This is a genomic window from Nocardioides sp. P5_C9_2, assembly GCF_054049555.1.
In genome coordinates this window covers 1-16,296 of sequence record NZ_JBFUMD010000026.1, presented here as the reverse complement: position 1 = coordinate 16,296, position 16,296 = coordinate 1, and the positions used below count along the sequence as shown (strand labels likewise).

The following is a 16,296-nucleotide window of genomic DNA, read 5'->3' as shown; positions in this document are numbered from 1 at the left end:
CCCGGGAAGGCCTTGTCCATGGTGTCGAAGAAGGCGGCCGTCTCCTCCGGGGTGATCCGGTGCCAGACGACCTCCTTGAAGCCGACGACGTCGTAGTCGTCGGCGTCGAGGTTGCCGATCACGCCGGTCGTGACGACGTCGTTCATCGCCTGCATGAACGCGCTGCGGCGGATCGCCTTGAGCCCGTAGAAGGCCGACACCACGTTGCGCGACCCCTGCTCGCCGTGCAGCTCGCGGAAGGCCCGCACCCGTGCGAGCGCGCGGTAGAGGTCGAGCAGGTAGAGGTCGTTCTCCCCGCGCACCAGCACCCGCGGGAAGGCGTTGAGCAGGCCCTGCACGAGCGTCGACCCCGACCGCCCGTAGGTCACCACGAAGACGTAGCCGTACCGCTCGCGCGAGCGCCGCTCGGCGGCGTGCGCGAGGCCGGCCCGGAAGCCCTCCTCCCGCGCCCGGTCCGCGCGTGCGTCGAGACGGCGACGGACCGGGGGCGGGAGGTACACGGGTCAGGCCTTGAGCTTGTAGTCCTTGAGGACCGACCGGCCGATGATCATCTTCTGGATGTCGGAGGTCCCCTCCCCGATGAGCATGAACGCCGCCTCGCGGTAGAGCCGCTCGATCTCGTACTCCTTGGAGTACCCGTAGCCGCCGTGGATGCGGAACGACGCCTCGACGACCTCGTTGCAGTACTCGCTCGCGAGCATCTTGGCCATCCCGGCCTCGACGTCGTTGCGCTCGCCCTTGTCCTTGGTGCGGGCCGCACGGACCATCATCGTGTGCGCGGTCTCGACCTTGGTCGCCATCTCCGCGAGGCGGAACAGGATCGCCTGGTGCTCGGCGATCGGCTTGCCGAAGGTCTCCCGCTGCTGGGAGTAGGCCACCCCGAGCTCGAAGGCCCGGTTGGCGATGCCGCAGGCGCGGGCGGCGACGTTGACGCGGCCGACCTCGACGCCGTCCATCATCTGGTAGAAGCCCTTGCCCGGCTCCCCGCCCAGGATCTGCTCCGCTGCGATCTGGTGGTTCTCGAAGACCGCCTCGGTGGTGTCGACGCCCTTGTAGCCCATCTTGTCGATCTTGCCGGGGATGGTCAGCCCGGGCGCGGTCTCGCCGAAGCCGGGCTCCTTCTCCACCAGGAAGGTCGTCATGTTCTTGTAGACGCTGTCCGCGCCCTCGTCGGTCTTGACCAGCACCGCGATCAGCGTCGAGGAGCCGCCGTTGGTCAGCCACATCTTCTGGCCGTTGATCGTGTAGTCCCCGTCGTCGCCGCGGGTGGCCTTGGTCCGGATCGCCGACACGTCGGAGCCCAGCGCGGGCTCGGACATCGAGAACGAGCCGCGCACCTCGCCGGTCGCCATCCGCGGCAGGTACTTCTTCTTCTGCTCCTCGGTGCCGTGCTGCATCAGCATGTAGGCCACGATGAAGTGGGTGTTGATGACGCCCGACACGCTCATCCAGCCGCGCGCGATCTCCTCCACGCACAACGCGTAGGTCAGCAGCGACTCCCCCAGCCCGTCGTACTCCTCGGGGATCATCAGCCCGAAGATCCCCAGCTCCTTGAGACCCTCGACGATCTCGGTGGGGTACTCGTCCTTGTGCTCCAGCTCGGTCGCGACCGGGAGGATCTTCTCGTCCACGAACTGGCGCACCGCCTTGAGGATCTCGCTCTGGTCCTCGGTGAGTCCGTCGGTCTGGCACAGGCGACCCATGGCGGGAGTCCTTCCGTTGGGGGGCACACGGCTGGTTACCAGCCGGTAGTCCTGACAGCCTAGGCGCGAAGGCACCCGTGCTGGCACATGAGAGTAGTCACAGCGACTCAGGTGCCCCGCAGGGCCTGGCGCAGGCGGGACAGCCGCGAGGGCGCACCGCCGGGCTCGGCGGGTCGGCCGGCACGTGCGGCACGCCGCTGCAGGTCGCCCATCAGGGTCGCGACCAGGTCGAGGGCCACGTCGGCGACCTCGGCGTCGGTCACCGAGTCGGGGTGCCGCCGCGGCGCCAGGTCCTGGGGCACGCGCAGCAGGTCCAGGTCCCCCACGACGTCGTACGGCGCGGCGCGCAGTCGCTCCACCGCCCGCTCCCCCCGGCGGCGGGCGTCGGCCACCTGGTCGTCGGCGGGCCAGAAGGGCTCCCCGCGCCGCGGCACCAGACGCTCGTCGGCGAGGAACGAGCGCAGCCACACACCCCGGGCGCGGGCGGTGTTGAAGCCGGTCAGCCGCTCGTTGAGCCGACGCAGCGTCTCTGCCTCCACGACCCCCATCGAGGAGTTGGCGAAGCCCTGGGCGGGATCGCACGTGGCCGGGTCGATGCCGAGCACGCCGGCGAACCGCTCCCACAGCACCTCGCGGGGCGACCCGGGGGGCGGTGGCGTGATGACGTGCAGCCGCCCGGGGGACACCGCGGGCGCCCACCGCTCCAGCACCAGCCCGAGGTCGAGGGCGCGCCAGTCCCACACCGCGCGGGGGTCCGCGGACTCCGACCGGCCGTAGTCGGCGAGCGGGGTCGTGGCCTTGTTCTTCAGCGACTCCTGCCAGCTCGAGGTGAGGAGCGCGAGGGGCTCGCGGGTGGTGATCACCACGTGCACCTCCGCCGGTGCGAGCTCCGAGACCATCCGCTCCGCCTGATCGGCGGAGGCGGCGCAGAAGAACTCGTGGCTGATCAGCGCGTCGCCCGACCACGCGGCCACGTCGGCGCGTACCCGGTCCCACGCCCCGGGGGCCTCCGGCCCGCGGCGGGCGATGCCGGGGTCGTCGCGCACGATCATCGAGCTCAGCAGGTGGTCGCTCTTGCGTGCCCCGGGCAGCAGCAGCCCGGCCTCCCGCAGGCGCTCACGCCCGGGCCAGGCGATCGCCTGGAGGTAGGAGGTGCCCGTCTTGGGCAGCCCGATGTGCACGAAGGCGCGGCGGCTCACGGGTGGGTCCTCACGACCCCAGCTCGTCGACGTACCGCTGGACCCTGGACGCCTCGGCGCCCGGCAGCAGCTCGGTGACGACGTCGAGGAGCTCGGCGAAGCGCTGGTGCAGCACGGCGCCCTCCTCGACCCGCGCCGTCAGGGCGGCGACCYGGGCCTCCAGGTCCTGCACCCGCACCTCGAGATCCTTCCTGGACCCGCTCTCGGACACTCTGCCGGGCAACTTCATCGCCACTCCACCTCCAGGCGGCAGGACCGCCACTGCTTGCCGTCGGACAACTCTTCGCCGTAGCCGTAGTCGATCGCCTCGCCCACCAGGTCGACCCGGTCGGTGACCACCCCACCACGTCGCTCCACGTCCGCGACGACGGCGGCCACCTCGAGCGGCCGCACCAGCGACGGTCGACCCTCGGGGTCGCTGATCGGGTCGGTCAGGAACTCCAGGTGCACCCGCTCGCCGGGCCGCAGCACCATCGACACGAGCCGCCAGAAGTTGTCGACGCCGTACGCCGACGTCGAGTCGATGAGGTGCCGCGCGAGCACCGTGCGCCGCCCCGGCCGGGCCGACAGCAGCGCGCCCCAGGACAGCACGTGGCGCAGCTCGAGGAGGTTCATGGTGCGCAGCTCGGCGGGCCACCCCTGCTCGGCGGCCCTGGCCGCGATGAACTGCATGGCGACGCCGGAGTAGTCGAGCCCGACCGCGGGGCGCCCCTGCTTGGCCAGCCAGCGCACGTCACGGCCGCGACCGCATCCGACGTCGAGCACCCACGTGTCGGGGTCCTCGCGTGCGTGCAGGAGGCGGGAGACGTCGTGGGGCGGCTGGTACGGCGGCAGCAGGCGGGCCAGCCCGTAGCGGTGGTCCCACGCGGCGCGGTGCAGCCGGGTGCCGCGGAACCACTCGTCGAAGCGGCGCTGGACGCCCGGGTCCTTCTCGTAGCGGAAGGCCGGGTCCGGCACCCGCCACCCCGGGCCGTAGGTCTCGGTCAGCAGCCGCTCCGGGTCCGCGGGCGCCGGGAGCTCCCTGCCGTCGAGCGTGACCGTGCCCAGGGGGAAGACCCACTCGCGCTCGTACGGCGCCCAGATCTCACCGAGCAGCGCGAGGTGTCCCTCGGTGAAGAAGCCGCCGAAGACGTCGAGCCCGCGCACCGAGCCGTCGGCGTCCGGGACGTCGATCTTGAACGCTCCCCCGCTGTGCCGGCTGGTGGCGTAGCCCTGCCGCTCGACGGCGCGCTGGACACGGTGGGACTCGCGGATCACGTCGATCGGGTGCGTGTGGTGGCTGACGTAGCCGACGTCCGCGTCGTTGTCGTGGCCCAGGAAGGTGCCCTCGCGGACGGCGCCGAGCAGGGTGCCGTACGCCGGGAAGGCCTCCAGGCCTTGCTCGTGGAGCAGGCCGAGCACCGTCTCCAGCGCGTCGAGCAACGGCGTGAGCTCGCCGGCGCCCTTCGTTTCGAAGGTCTTGACCAGGCGGCCGTACATGTCGATCCCGAGCGGCGCGCCGTCGCGACCGACCACGGTCAGCCGACGGTCCTCGGTGCCGAGGCGGACCTCCTCGTCGATCACGACGGTGCCGTCGCCGAGCACGATGCCCACCCGGGTGGTGCCCTCGAGGTGGAGGGCGAGGCGCTCGGGCCACGCCAGCGAGCGACTGCCGTCCGACCCCTCGGCGGCGGTGCTGTCGCGCACCGACCAGAACGACCAGATCCGGCGGCCGTCGAAGGAGAGGTTGCAGAGCACGTCCTCGGTGGCGACGAAGCGCAGCCCGTCGTCGTCGACGCGGACGTCACGCAGCGGCGGCGCGCTCGGGGAGTCGGTCATGGGCGGCGATCACACCCGGCCGAGGAACCGGTCCGGGATGCGGGCGAAGGGTCGGTTGCGCATGGCCTGCACCTGCCCGCCGCCCACGGCCCGCCACACGTCGGGGGCACTCTGCTCGACGATGGTCGGCAGCTTCTTCAGCGGCGGACCGAAGGGCTTGATCTCGTCGTGGTCGATGTCGGCGGTGATCTCGTCGAGCAGGTCGACCATGTCGCCGCCGCTGCGCTCCCAGCTGGTGCGAGCGGCGCGGCCCTCGCTGGTGAACATGGCGTGCCGGTGGTCGGCGACGGCCTGGAGGTGGTCGCGGTCGGCGAACTTCATGTGGAACATGTAGAGCTCGGGGTCGACCTCGAAGGGGCACTTGATGCCGTGCGAGGCCAGCGCCCAGGGGGCGGGGTCCCACTTGAGGGACGGCTTGCACATCAGCGGCAGGAACTTGGCCAGCCGACGCTGTCCCAGGATCGGCTCGCCGTCGACCAGCGCGGGCTCGCGGGCGACGTCGTGGACGACGTTGAGGCCCATCACCCCGACCGCCGGGCGCCCCTCGCGGGCGGCCACGAAGTGGCGCAGCGACTCGTGCACCTTGGGGTCCGCGACGATGAACTCGTCCACGTCGCAGAAGATGGTGGCGTCGTACGCCTCCAGCAGCCCGGCCGACAGGCCGCCGAGCATCCCCATGCGCGCGGGCTCGAAGGACTTCTTGGCGGTCAGCGGCGGGATCCGCAGCACCGGGCAGGGCAGGTCGTCGGTGGAGCCGTCGGAGCTGTTGTCGTCGACCACGATGAGGTTCTCGGCCCCCACCTCGCGGGCGTAGTGGTCGACCCAGCGGCGCAGCATGGTGCCCTCGTCGCGGGCCATCGTGATGACGGCGACGTGCGGAAGGCCGCTCATCGGCCGACCTTCCGGAGCCGGGCGATCCGGCGACGGTGCTTGCCCTCGCGCTCGACGCCGATCTGCACCATCCGGGACAGGCCCTCCATCGCGGCGTCCAGCTGCTGCTGGGTCGAGACCTGCGAGGGGTGCACGCCCGGGACCGGCCTGGGCAGCAGCTCGTCGAGGTCGCCGATCACCCGGTGCCGCTGCCGGCGGAGCGCCGCGACCTCGGCGGCCCCACGCTTCATCACCCAGCGCTCCTCGAGGCCGAGGCGGGGCTCCTGGCCCTGCCGGGCCACGAGGCCGCGCTTGGTGAGCAGGTGCTTGACCAGCAGGTCGTAGTGCTTGTCGTCGGTGAAGCCGTCGGCCTCCAGCAGCGCGTTGAGGTGCTGCAGGGTCATCGCGGTCGCCAGCCCGATGGACGGGTTGGCCCGCACGTCGAGCTCGAAGGCCTGCGGGTCGAGGTGCAGGACCTGCGCGAAGCGCTCCCACAGCAGGCTGGACGGGGCACCCTTCGGGGGCACCGTCATCAGCGTGAAGTGGTCCTCCCCGACCGCCGCCGCCCAGCGGGCGGCGATGTCGGCGAGACCCTGGTGGTTCCAGAAGTTGCGGGCCACCGGCTGCGAACGGTCCTCGGAGCGTACGGCGGCGAGGTAGGCGTCCCAGTCGACCGCGGAGCCGTTCTGCACCGACTCCAGCCACATGGCGGCGATGTTGCGGGCCAGGTCACGCCCGGTGAGCACGACCTGCAGGTCGCCCTCCAGCGCGTCGCGCAGCAGCTCGATCTTGGCGGTGACGCGTGGGGCCAGGAACTCCATCGAGACCACCGACGTGCCCGGCGTCGCGTTGATCTCCTCGACGAGCCGCAGCCACGGGCCGGCCGGGTCGAGGGGCTCCTGGCGGGGTCCGCCGTGCGCGATGAGGTCCTGGACCGCGCCCACCTGGTCGCGCCAGCGCTCCCCGGCGAAGGAGATCCCGTGCCCGGCCAGCGCCTCGCGGTTGTTGCCGAGGACGTTCTGGATGAAGCTGGTGCCCGACTTCATCGAGCCGATGTGGAGGACGACGCGCTCAGCCACGTCCACTCCCCTTCCAGGTGCCGGTGCAGCCGACCCCGTTTGGCCGGTAGTGCGGTGGTGCCGGGGCCGACCCTACCGAGTCGGCTCCGGCACGGCGTGGCTGGCCGCTCCACAGGGGTTCGTCAGGGCAGGCGTACGTCGACCAGCGCCATGTTGTGGTCGGTGACCAGGCTCAGCAGCGGCGGGCGGGTGTACTCGAAGTTGGAGTACGTGGCCTCGGGCGAGCCGAAGACCCAGTCCACGCGCATCCGGCTCGGCGGGTTGGTGCACCTGCCGGTGGCGTCGTCGTACGCACCGCCGAAGGGGCTGACCAGGTCGGTCTTGGCCAGGACCTTGCAGAGGATCTCGCGCTTCTCGTTGAAGTCGCCCACGTAGAACACCGGGGTGCCGGTCGCACGCAGCTCGTTGATCTTCGCGATCTGCACGTTGCTCGCCTTGTTGCGCTTGAACTGGTAGTCCCACGGGGCGTTGTGGATGTTGATCACGTAGATCTCCTTGCCCGTGACCTTGTGGCGCAGCTTGACGATCGGGCGCGGCAGCTCCTTGCTGATAAACTGGTTCATCATGGTGCTGGCCTCGACCAGCTCCCAGACGCTGGTGCGCCACGCGAGCGCGGCCTCGGCCGAGTCGTCGCCGGCCTCGGGGCGGGGGTAGACGTCCCAGGTGCCGCGGGTGGCCTTCAGCAGGTGCGCGGTCTGGTCGGCGTTGGCCTCCTGGAGGCCCATGATGTCGATCGCGGAGTTGTCGAGCTGGTCTGCCATCCAGGTCATCCGCGTGGTGGCGGGAGCGTAGGAGTCGTCACCGGCGTACGGACGCGTGTGACCGTTGCCCAGCGCGTTGACGCTCGCGATGCGGAAGTCGGTGACCCCGGCCGGGTCCGCCGGCGGGAGCGGCTCGACCTCGGTCGGGGACGGGCTGCTGGTGAGCGTGCCGTTGCCGAGCTGGGCCCGGTCGTTCTGGCCCCAGCAGTACGGCGAGCCGGCGGTCGTGAGGCCGCAGACGTGACGCCAGCCGCCCTCGATCTCCCGCATGTCGGCCGGGCCGGCCTCGGGTGTGGTGGTGAACGGCTTGGTGCCGTCGCCGATCACCCCGTAGGCGTTGTTGCCCCAGCACTGCACGCGCGCCTTGTCGTCGATGGCGCAGGAGGCGCCCTCGGTGGTGGTGATGTCGACGGCCCGGAGGCCACCGACCTGGCGCGGGGTGGGGGTGGTGGTCACGGTGCCGTCGCCGACCTGGCCGAAGGTGTTGCGGCCCCAGCAGAAGACCTCACCGCTGGTGTTGCGGGCGCACGTGTGGGTCCACGAGGTGGAGACCTCGGCCCAGTTGCTGGCGGTGCCGACCCGGGTGGGCTTGGACTTGCCGGCGTAGCTGCCGTGGCCGAGCTGGCCGAACAGGTTGCCACCCCAGCAGTAGAGCGTGCCGTTCTTCTTGATCGCGCAGACGAAGCGGCTGCCGACCGAGACCGAGTCCCAGTTCTTGCCCTTCTTGACCAGGGTGGGCTTGGTGCGCACCTTGGCCTTGCCGCCGTCGCCGACCTGCCCGGCGGCGTTGTCGCCCCAGCAGTAGAGCTGCGTCTGGGCGGTGATGCCGCACGTGTTGAACCAGCTGGCGTTGACCGCGGTCCACTTCTTGTTCTTGGCGATCACGACGGGCCGGGTGCGCGGCTTGGTGCTGCCGTCGCCGAGCTGGCCGCGGTGGTTGACGCCCCAGCAGAAGAGCCGCTGGTTCTTCTTGATGCCGCAGGTCGAGCCACCGCCGGCCGACACGCGACGCCAGGGCTTGCCCTGGGTGACCCGCTGCGGGGTCGGGGTCTGGGTCCCCTTCCTGCCGTCGCCGAGCTGGCCGAAGGAGTTGCGCCCCCAGCACAGCAGCGACCCGTCGCCGGGAAGACGGCAGGTGTGCTCTCCCCCGCTGGAGATCGCCTCCACGCCGGCCCGACGGCGTGCGAGCGTCGTGGTGGCCGCCGTCCCCGCCAGGGTGGTCGTGCCGACCCCGGTCGTGGCCGTCCCGGCACCCGCGGGGGCGGCCAGCGCGATCGGGGACAGCAGGCTCAGGACCAGGGCGATGAGGGCGGCGTACGCCTTCATGGCAACCTCCGGGGTAGGCAGTGCAGCGGAGCGGACATCACGAGTAACACCAGTCACGGTAGGTCACAAACACCACAGTGACCAGACCGCGGGCCCTCTCGCGGGACCCACGCCGTGACGCGGGCCCCGTGCTCGAGACGTCGGTGGGGCTCAGTCGCGCGCCGGCTGCATGGCGCCCATCCCCATCTCCGCGCGGATCTGCGCGTAGGGGTCGAAGCCCGGAGCCTGGCGCAGGATGATCTCCTTGATGAGGTCCTGTCCCTGCGGCGGCGGGTTCTTGAAGAGGTAGTTGATGAACTTCGAGTAGGCCTTCTCCAGCTTGAGGCTGTTGATGATGAAGCCCTGCTCGTCCGAGAGCGTCGCCATGCCGGAGAAGTTGGCGCTGCCCTGGTAGACGACGTGCGCCTGGCGGTTGTGCCCGTAGTGGCCGGAGATCGTCAGCGCCTTCATGTGGACGTAACGGTCCACGAAGCCGTCGCCGTTGGTGTCCTCGAGGATCGTGCGCCGCGGGATGTCCTCGAGGAGCTTGCGCGAGTTGTTGTTGAGAACGCCGTAGACGAGCTTGATGTTGCAGCCGGCCTTCTTGAGGTTCTTGAGCTTGCCGGCGATCGCGGAGCCCGGCCGGCCGTTGAAGACGGCCTGCGAGACGCGGATGACGGTCTTGCCGTTCTTGCCGGCGTCGCCGCGCGCGCCGCTGCACTTCACCTGGTCGAGCAGGCGGACGACGTTGTGGTTGCGCAGCTTGCCCATCTGCGGGAAGAACCAGCCGTCGTAGTTCTTGTCGTCGAAGGTGCGGAAGGCGGGCTTGACCTGGCGGTCGCGCGACATCTCCTTGAAGACGGTGGTGTACGCGTCGTAGGTGGCCTGGCGGCCCTGCACGGTGAGCATGTCGTTCCACTGGTTGTACGCCGCGGCGTCGGTGAGGTTGGCCGACGTCGACATCACGACGAGGTTGCGCCCGCCGGTGCGGCTGAACACGAACCACTTGCCGTGCTGGATGCCCTCCTTGCCCCGGCAGGAGTTGCGGCAGGTGCGCGCCCAGCTCTTCAGGTAGCCCGGGCGCTTCTTGTTGCCCTGCTCCAGGGCCCGCTGGACCTGCCAGAAGTAGCCGTTGGAGCGGCTCTGGCTCTCGGCGAGGCCGTTGGCCATGATCAGCCGGACGCTCACGCCGCGCCTGTGCGCCGCGATGATGTCGTTGACGAAGAGCTGGTTGCTGAAGTTCCAGGTGACCAGCTTCATCGACTCGCCCTTGGGCGTGTTGGCGATGGCGCTGCGGATGTAGCGGTTGATCTTGTGCGACTGCTGGGGGTCGCGCGGCTCGTTGAAGCGCACGCCGTTGCGGGGGTGCCAGGTCTTGGTGGCGCCCTGCGTCGGGTCCTCGGTGGGCGTGGGCGGCACCGGAGTGGGGGTGGCCGTGGTCGGCACCGGCGTGGGGGGCGTCGTCGTCGGCACCGGGGTCGGCACCGGGGTCGGCACCGGGGTGGGGGTCGGGGTCGCGGTGGGCGCGGCGGCAGCGACGGGCTCCCCGGCGCTGGCCTGCGTCGCGAGGAAGGTCAGCGGTGCGAGCAGCGCGAGGGCCGCGACCGCGGCCGTGACGGAACGTGTGGACTTCATGGTGATGGGATTCCCCTGGGTGTCGAGACCGTGTGTGTCGTGGCCGTGTGGCGCCACCGTCGGCGGCCTGAGTCCGCCGTCCGGGTGGCGGGATCAGGCGGATGGTGTGATCAGGCCTGGCAGGCCGCCAGCGCGGACTGGAACTGCTCGCTGGTGGCGGTGTCGCCGACGTCGTTGACCCGGTTGCCCCGCAGGGCGTAGAAGCGGTCGGCGTGGATGATCATCGGGCTGCCGAAGCCGCACATCTTCTTCTCGGGCTTGACGGCGGTGCCGTCCTGCGAGCAGGCCGTGTAGTCCTTCGGGAGGTCGAGCCCGTCGACCCACACGTCCTCGCACACCGGCAGCCCGTTGGACGGGTCGGTCGCCGGCTCGGCCGGGGCCCCCGACTCGGTGGGCGTCTCGGTGGGCGACTCCGTGCTGGAGGACTCGGAGCTGGTGGGATCGGAGGCCTGCTCGTCACCGGACTCGTTGCCGCAGGCACCGAGCGCCGACGCTCCGAGGACCAGGGCGCAGAGCAGCACGCCCGAGCGGGCAGAGCTCTTCATGAAGGCGACCATGCGTTCCACTGTAGGTGACGTGGTGGCCTCCACGTCATCGTCACGCCGGCGCGCGTCGGAGCGGTAGCCTTCCCTGCCGGAGCACCATCGGGGACGAGGAGGCGCGATGAGCACCACACCGAGCAGGGTCTTCCTCGCCCGTCTCGTCGGACTTCCGGTGTTCGACCCCTTGGGTGACCAGGTCGCCAAGGTGCGCGACGTCGTCGTGGCGCTCCGCACCGACACCACCCAGCCCCGCGTGCTGGGCCTGGTGGCGGAGGTCTTCGGTCGCAAGCGCATCTTCGTGCCGATGACCCGCGTCACCAACATCGACTCCGGGCAGGTGCACACCACCGGCCTGCTCAACATGCGCCGGTTCGAGCAGCGCTCCACCGAGACGCTCGTCATCGGCCAGATGCTGGACCGACAGGTCACCGTCACCGCCACCGGGGTGACGGGCACCGTCTACGACGTGGGCATGGAGCAGGCCCGCAACCGCGACTGGGTGCTCTCCCGGGTCGCGATCCAGGAGCCGTCCAAGGGCTTCCGCCGGCGCGGCCAGACCCACACCGTGGAGTGGCGCGACGTCACCGGCCTCGCACGCCGCCAGGACGCGCAGGGCGCCACCCACCTGATCGCGGCGCTCAACGACATGAAGCCGGCCGACGCCGCCAACATGATCCACGACCTGCCCCCGGAGCGGCGGATCGCCGTGGTCGCCGCCCTCGACGACGAGCGCCTCGCCGACGTGCTCGAGGAGCTGCCCGACGAGGACCAGGTCGAGATCCTCGAGCAGCTCGACTCCGAGCGGGCGGCGGACATCCTCGAGGAGATGTCGGCCGACGACGCCGCCGACCTCATCGCCGACCTCAACCCGGAGACCGCCGCCACCCTGCTCGGCCTGATGGAGCCCGACGAGGCCGAGGACGTACGACGCCTCATGTCCTACGTCGAGGACACCGCCGGCGCGATGATGACGCCCGAGCCGGTCATCCTCGGCCCCGACGCCACCATCGCCGACGCGCTCGCGCACGTGCGCAACCCGGAGCTGACGCCGGCCCTCGCCGCGCTGGTCTACGTCTGCCGCCAGCCCCTCGAGACCCCCACCGGCAGGCTCCTCGGCGCCGCGCACATCCAGCGACTGCTCCGTGAGCCCCCGTCGACCCTGGTCGCCGCGGCGCTCGACGAGTCCCTCGACCCGCTGCGGCCCAACGCCGGGATCGACGAGGTCGCGGCCCACCTCGCGACGTACAACCTCGTCGCCGCCCCCGTCGTCGACGACGAGGGTCGGCTGCTGGGCGCGGTGACCGTGGACGACCTGCTCGACCACATGCTCCCCGACAACTGGCGTGACCACGCCGTGCGTCCGGGACCCATCAGCCGTCACGACGTGGGCGGCACGCGAGGCGGTGGCCGATGAGCGACGCCCGCGCCCGCGCCCGCCTCGACACACCGCGTGACGCGCGCCGCCACCTCGTGCGGCGGCCCAGCTACGACTCCGACGCCTTCGGGGTCTTCGCCGAGCAGTTCGCCCGGTTCATGGGGACCGCGAAGTTCCTCATCTACATGACGCTGTTCGTGGTCGTGTGGATCATCTGGAACGCCGTCGCCCCGACGGACCTCCGGTTCGACCCGTTCCCGTTCATCTTCCTGACCCTGATGCTCAGCCTCCAGGCGTCGTACGCCGCCCCGCTGATCCTGCTGGCGCAGAACCGCCAGGAAATGCGCGACAAGGTGGTCGCCGAGCAGGACCGGCAGGCCAATGCCCGGGCCCACGCCGACATGGAGTTCCTGGCCCGTGAGGTGGCCTCGCTGCGGATGTCCGTGGGCGAGGTCGCGACCCGCGACTTCCTGCGCTCGGAGCTGCGTGGGCTGATGAGCGACATCGAGCAGCTGAACCGGCCCGAACCGCCGGAGGACACACCCGGCTCGTAGACTCATCCATCATGAGCACCCCCACGCAGCAGCAGGTCATGGACGCGCTGGCGACCGTGAACGATCCGGAGATCAAGCGCCCCATCACCGAGCTCGGGATGGTCGACTCGGTGGCGGTCGCCGAGGACGGCGCGGTCGCGGTGCACGTGCTGCTGACGGTGGCCGGCTGCCCCCTCAAGGACACGATCAACCGCGAGGTCACCGCCGCCGTGACCGCCGTCGCCGGGGTCTCCTCGGTCGACCTCACGCTCGGGGTGATGACGCCCGAGCAGCGCGCCGGCCTCAAGGAGGTCCTCAGCGGCGGCCGGGCGCAGCGCGAGATCCCGTTCGCCCAGCCCGGCTCGCTCACCAAGGTCTACGCCATCGCCAGCGGCAAGGGCGGCGTCGGCAAGTCCTCCGTCACCGTCAACCTCGCGCTGGCCCTGGCCGCACAGGGGCTCAAGGTGGGCGTCGTCGACGCCGACATCTACGGCCACTCGGTCCCGGCCATGCTCGGCATCGCCGATGCCCGCCCGACCCAGGTCGACGACCTGATCATGCCCGTCCCGACCGCCTCGGGCGTCTCGGTCATCTCCATCGGGATGCTCAAGCCGCGCCGCGACCAGGTCGTCGCCTGGCGCGGCCCGATGCTCGACCGGGCGCTCGTGCAGATGCTGGCCGACGTCTACTGGGGCGACCTCGACGCCCTGCTCCTCGACCTGCCGCCCGGCACCGGCGACATCGCCATCTCGCTGGGCCAGCACCTGCCCAGCGCGGAGGTGGTCGTGGTGACCACCCCGCAGGAGGCTGCCGCCGAGGTGGCCGAGCGGGCCGGCACGATGGCCTCGATGATGCACCAGCGCGTCATCGGCGTCGTGGAGAACATGAGCTTCCTGACGCTGCCCGACGGCTCCACCATGGAGGTCTTCGGCAGCGGCGGCGGCGACCGGGTCGCCCAGACGCTCTCGCAGCGCTTCGGGTACGACGTCCCGGTCCTGGGCCGCATCCCGCTCGACCCGTCGCTGCGCGAGGGCGGGGACGCCGGCAAGCCGATCGTCGAGTCCGACCCCACCGCCCCCGCCGCCCTCGAGCTGCTCGCGGTGGCCGACAAGCTCGCCGGGCGGGGCCGCGGACTGGCCGGCATGCAGCTGGGACTCACGCCGACCGCTAAGTTCTGATCCATGTTCGACGTCGGGCTTCTGGAGCTGGCCGTCATCGCCCTGGTGGCCGTGCTGGTCTTCGGGCCCGAGCGCCTTCCGGTGATGGCCAAGCAGGCCGGCATCATGCTGCGCAAGGCCCGGGCGATGGYCAACTCGGCGCGCGACGAGCTGCGCAACGAGCTCGGCCCGGAGTACTCCGACCTCGAGCTGCGCGACCTCGACCCGCGCAACATCGTGCGCAAGCACATCATCGAGGCGATGGAGGACGAGGACGAGCGTCCGGCGCCCCAGCCCGAGCTCGCCGAGGGCCAGCTGCCGCCGTATGACGTCGACGCCACCTGACCGCGAGCGTCACCGGACGTCGGGGAAGTCCCGCCGACCGACAACCAGGACGAGAGCGGGTCCGTCGCACCACCAACGACGCCACCCGAAATGAGCTCGACCATGTCTCCTGGCAACGCCCTCGCGTGCCGCACCCTCGCCCTGCTCCTGCCGGCCACCCTCCTCCTGGGGTCCGGGCCCGCCTCGGCCGAGGACGCCCCCGACACCCCCGGGGGCACGGCCGCGACCACCTCGGTCCACACCGCCGGCATGCAGCGGGTCCGTCTGCAGGCGCTGCCCCAGGTCGTCCAGCAGGGACCGAGGGTCGCCCCGGCCGACTGGGCGAAGGCCGCCATCACCGCCACCATCAGGCCGGCCCTGGCCGGGCGCCCCGTCCGCCTCCAGGTCCAGCGCGGCCCCTCCTGGCGGTACGTCGACAGGGTGGGGCAGGACCGGGACGGGCGGGCACAGTTCGCCGCCCCCGCCTCCCTCGACGGGCAACCCCTGACCTACCGCGTGAAGGCGCTCCGTTTCGGGGGGCTCGAGGCCGTGGTGAGCGACCCGGTCAGCACCGAGCGCTGGCGGACACCGTCCTGGAGCGACGAGTTCACGGGCACCGTCCTGGCCCCCTCGTGGAGCCACCGGGGCCAGACCTACGAGCCGACCAGCCTGCGCCGGTGCTCGAAGGGCGACCCCGCGGCGGTCCGGGTGCTCCACGGCGCCGTGAGCCTGAGCGTCATCCGGGACCGCAGCAGGACCACTCGGTGCCGGGCCGGGGTGCGTGGCAGGCCCGGCCGTCGGTACGCCTACCGCCTCCAGGGCCACATCGGGACGTTGGGCGCGTTCTCCTTCCGGTACGGCGTCGCCGCGGCCCGCATCAAGTTCCACCACTCGCGGGGCCAGCACGGTGCCTTCTGGATGCAGCCCCTCGGCGGCATGTACCCGGGCGGCCCCGGGCACGAGATCGACGTCGTCGAGTACTTCGGCGACCGGCACCCCCGTGGCGGACTGGGTACGTTCATCCACCGCTACGAGGGCGGCAGCGTGGTCAAGACCGGCGCTCGGATGACGAAGTTCACGTCGTTCCTCAGGAGCAGGGGCGACGGGTGGTCGAAGAACTTCCATGTCTTCTCGGTGGAGTGGACACCGCGGATGCTGGTCTTCCGGATCGACGGCAAGGAGACCTACCGCATCCGGGGAGGCATCTCCACGGACCGCCAGTACCTCATCCTCAGCATCCTGGCCTCGGACTACGAGATCCCGAAGATGAAGGACAGCCAGCTTCCCCAGCACATGTTCGTCGACTGGGTCCGCGTCTGGGAGACCGGTCCCTGACCGTCTCGACCCGGCCGCGCTCAGCGCGACTGCACGGCGGCGATGCCGTCGAAGGCGACCAGGAGCCGCGCGTCGGCCGGCGTCTCGACCTCGACGAAGTCCTGACCCACCCGGCGCACGACGGCCTCGTGCTGCGCCCCGTCGGCGAGGTGCACCAGGCACCGGGCCCGGGACTCGGCGAGCCGTCGCAGCGCGGATCCCACCCCCAGCCGCTGGAGCGGTGACCAGGCCACCTCGGGGACCGATCGCTCCGAGCACCCGTGCACGACGTGGATCCGCGCCGTGCGGATGATCCAGTCCTGACGGTGCCCGCTGACCAGGCACCACCCCTCACCCGTGCGCCGCAGCTCGCCGTCGACCCGGCCCACGCCGGCCACCTCCAGGCCCAGGGTCGACCCCACGGACGCCACGAGCCGGCCGGCCAGTGCGACGTGGTGGTACTCCGCACGGCTGCGGTCGACGAGCTCGGCCCCGCGCTCGACGTCGTACAGGGCCGAAGCCTGTCCCTCGAGGTCGTCGAAGAGCTCGAAGAGCTGTTCCTCCCAACGCATGGCTCGACCCTAGCCTGTGCACAACCCGTTGACACCCCACGCAAAGAAGCTTTGAATGAGGCAAACGGACGCAAACGAAAGGGTTGGGGATGTCTCGGGGGTCCATGAC

At 71.1% G+C, this 16,296-nt stretch carries 16 protein-coding genes; 5 read left to right on the top strand and 11 right to left on the bottom strand.

Features of this window, described 5'->3' with window-relative positions:
• The 10 genes from ACXJKL_RS02735 to ACXJKL_RS02690 form a co-directional block, all read right to left on the bottom strand.
• On the bottom strand, nt 1–500 hold a 500-nt coding region (locus ACXJKL_RS02735), incomplete at its 3' end, for a hypothetical protein (protein WP_457205514.1).
• Between the two features lie 3 nt (nt 501–503).
• The gene (locus tag ACXJKL_RS02730) at nt 504–1,703 is read right to left on the bottom strand and encodes an acyl-CoA dehydrogenase family protein (protein WP_457205513.1); all 1,200 of its coding nucleotides are present in this window, start codon (nt 1,701–1,703) and stop codon (nt 504–506) included.
• Nucleotides 1,704–1,810: 107 nt separating this feature from the next.
• On the bottom strand, nt 1,811–2,902 hold the full coding sequence (locus ACXJKL_RS02725; RefSeq protein ID WP_457205512.1) for a hypothetical protein: 1,092 nt from the start codon (nt 2,900–2,902) through the stop codon (nt 1,811–1,813).
• Nucleotides 2,903–2,912: 10 nt separating this feature from the next.
• Nucleotides 2,913–3,080: a DUF6752 domain-containing protein gene (locus ACXJKL_RS02720; RefSeq protein ID WP_457205511.1), complete on the bottom strand. Its 168-nt coding sequence runs from the start codon at nt 3,078–3,080 to the stop codon at nt 2,913–2,915.
• A gap of 47 nt (nt 3,081–3,127) precedes the next feature.
• A complete protein-coding gene (locus ACXJKL_RS02715) occupies nt 3,128–4,720 on the bottom strand; it encodes a class I SAM-dependent methyltransferase (protein WP_457205510.1) in 1,593 nt (530 codons plus the stop codon).
• A 9-nt stretch (nt 4,721–4,729) separates the two neighbouring features.
• Nucleotides 4,730–5,611 (bottom strand): glycosyltransferase family 2 protein, encoded by an 882-nt coding sequence (locus ACXJKL_RS02710; protein ID WP_457205509.1) that lies wholly within the window; start codon nt 5,609–5,611, stop codon nt 4,730–4,732.
• Nucleotides 5,608–6,669, bottom strand: coding sequence for a hypothetical protein (locus tag ACXJKL_RS02705; RefSeq protein ID WP_457205508.1), 1,062 nt, complete (start codon nt 6,667–6,669; stop codon nt 5,608–5,610). Before ACXJKL_RS02705 ends, ACXJKL_RS02710 begins: the two co-directional genes overlap by 4 nt.
• A 122-nt stretch (nt 6,670–6,791) precedes the next feature.
• Nucleotides 6,792–8,756, bottom strand: a complete 1,965-nt coding sequence (locus ACXJKL_RS02700) for an endonuclease/exonuclease/phosphatase family protein (RefSeq protein ID WP_457205507.1) — start codon at nt 8,754–8,756, stop codon at nt 6,792–6,794.
• 150 nt (nt 8,757–8,906) lie between these two features.
• Nucleotides 8,907–10,370, bottom strand: coding sequence for a phospholipase D-like domain-containing protein (locus ACXJKL_RS02695; protein WP_457205506.1), 1,464 nt, complete (start codon nt 10,368–10,370; stop codon nt 8,907–8,909).
• 110 nt (nt 10,371–10,480) lie between these two features.
• Nucleotides 10,481–10,927 (bottom strand): hypothetical protein, encoded by a 447-nt coding sequence (locus tag ACXJKL_RS02690; RefSeq protein ID WP_457205505.1) that lies wholly within the window; start codon nt 10,925–10,927, stop codon nt 10,481–10,483.
• A gap of 106 nt (nt 10,928–11,033) precedes the next feature.
• On the opposite strand from ACXJKL_RS02690, the gene ACXJKL_RS02685 reads away from it, so the two are divergent.
• From ACXJKL_RS02685 to ACXJKL_RS02665, 5 genes are all read left to right on the top strand, one after another.
• Nucleotides 11,034–12,326 (top strand): magnesium transporter MgtE N-terminal domain-containing protein, encoded by a 1,293-nt coding sequence (locus ACXJKL_RS02685; RefSeq protein WP_457205504.1) that lies wholly within the window; start codon nt 11,034–11,036, stop codon nt 12,324–12,326.
• The gene (locus ACXJKL_RS02680) at nt 12,323–12,841 is read left to right on the top strand and encodes a DUF1003 domain-containing protein (RefSeq protein ID WP_457205503.1); all 519 of its coding nucleotides are present in this window, start codon (nt 12,323–12,325) and stop codon (nt 12,839–12,841) included. The genes ACXJKL_RS02685 and ACXJKL_RS02680 overlap by 4 nt, the downstream gene beginning before the upstream one ends.
• A gap of 11 nt (nt 12,842–12,852) precedes the next feature.
• Entirely contained in the window at nt 12,853–13,998 is a 1,146-nt protein-coding gene (locus ACXJKL_RS02675) for an Mrp/NBP35 family ATP-binding protein (RefSeq protein WP_457205502.1), read from the top strand.
• 3 nt (nt 13,999–14,001) lie between these two features.
• Nucleotides 14,002–14,322, top strand: a complete 321-nt coding sequence (locus ACXJKL_RS02670) for a sec-independent translocase (RefSeq protein ID WP_457205501.1) — start codon at nt 14,002–14,004, stop codon at nt 14,320–14,322.
• Between the two features lie 102 nt (nt 14,323–14,424).
• Nucleotides 14,425–15,636 (top strand): glycoside hydrolase family 16 protein, encoded by a 1,212-nt coding sequence (locus tag ACXJKL_RS02665; protein ID WP_457205500.1) that lies wholly within the window; start codon nt 14,425–14,427, stop codon nt 15,634–15,636.
• Nucleotides 15,637–15,656: 20 nt separating this feature from the next.
• Here ACXJKL_RS02665 and ACXJKL_RS02660 read toward each other — a convergent pair whose 3' ends face one another.
• On the bottom strand, nt 15,657–16,187 hold the full coding sequence (locus ACXJKL_RS02660; protein ID WP_457205499.1) for a hypothetical protein: 531 nt from the start codon (nt 16,185–16,187) through the stop codon (nt 15,657–15,659).
• Between the last annotated feature and the right edge of the window lie 109 nt (nt 16,188–16,296).

Coding starts and splice junctions, on each gene's coding strand:
- ACXJKL_RS02730 (WP_457205513.1), bottom strand. CDS start 1,703: ATGGGTCGCCTGTGCCAGACCGACGGACTCACCGAGGACCAGAGCGAG.
- ACXJKL_RS02715 (WP_457205510.1), bottom strand. CDS start 4,720: ATGACCGACTCCCCGAGCGCGCCGCCGCTGCGTGACGTCCGCGTCGAC.
- ACXJKL_RS02710 (WP_457205509.1), bottom strand. CDS start 5,611: ATGAGCGGCCTTCCGCACGTCGCCGTCATCACGATGGCCCGCGACGAG.
- ACXJKL_RS02700 (WP_457205507.1), bottom strand. CDS start 8,756: ATGAAGGCGTACGCCGCCCTCATCGCCCTGGTCCTGAGCCTGCTGTCC.
- ACXJKL_RS02695 (WP_457205506.1), bottom strand. CDS start 10,370: ATGAAGTCCACACGTTCCGTCACGGCCGCGGTCGCGGCCCTCGCGCTG.
- ACXJKL_RS02690 (WP_457205505.1), bottom strand. CDS start 10,927: ATGGTCGCCTTCATGAAGAGCTCTGCCCGCTCGGGCGTGCTGCTCTGC.
- ACXJKL_RS02685 (WP_457205504.1), top strand. CDS start 11,034: ATGAGCACCACACCGAGCAGGGTCTTCCTCGCCCGTCTCGTCGGACTT.
- ACXJKL_RS02680 (WP_457205503.1), top strand. CDS start 12,323: ATGAGCGACGCCCGCGCCCGCGCCCGCCTCGACACACCGCGTGACGCG.
- ACXJKL_RS02675 (WP_457205502.1), top strand. CDS start 12,853: ATGAGCACCCCCACGCAGCAGCAGGTCATGGACGCGCTGGCGACCGTG.
- ACXJKL_RS02665 (WP_457205500.1), top strand. CDS start 14,425: ATGTCTCCTGGCAACGCCCTCGCGTGCCGCACCCTCGCCCTGCTCCTG.
- ACXJKL_RS02660 (WP_457205499.1), bottom strand. CDS start 16,187: ATGCGTTGGGAGGAACAGCTCTTCGAGCTCTTCGACGACCTCGAGGGA.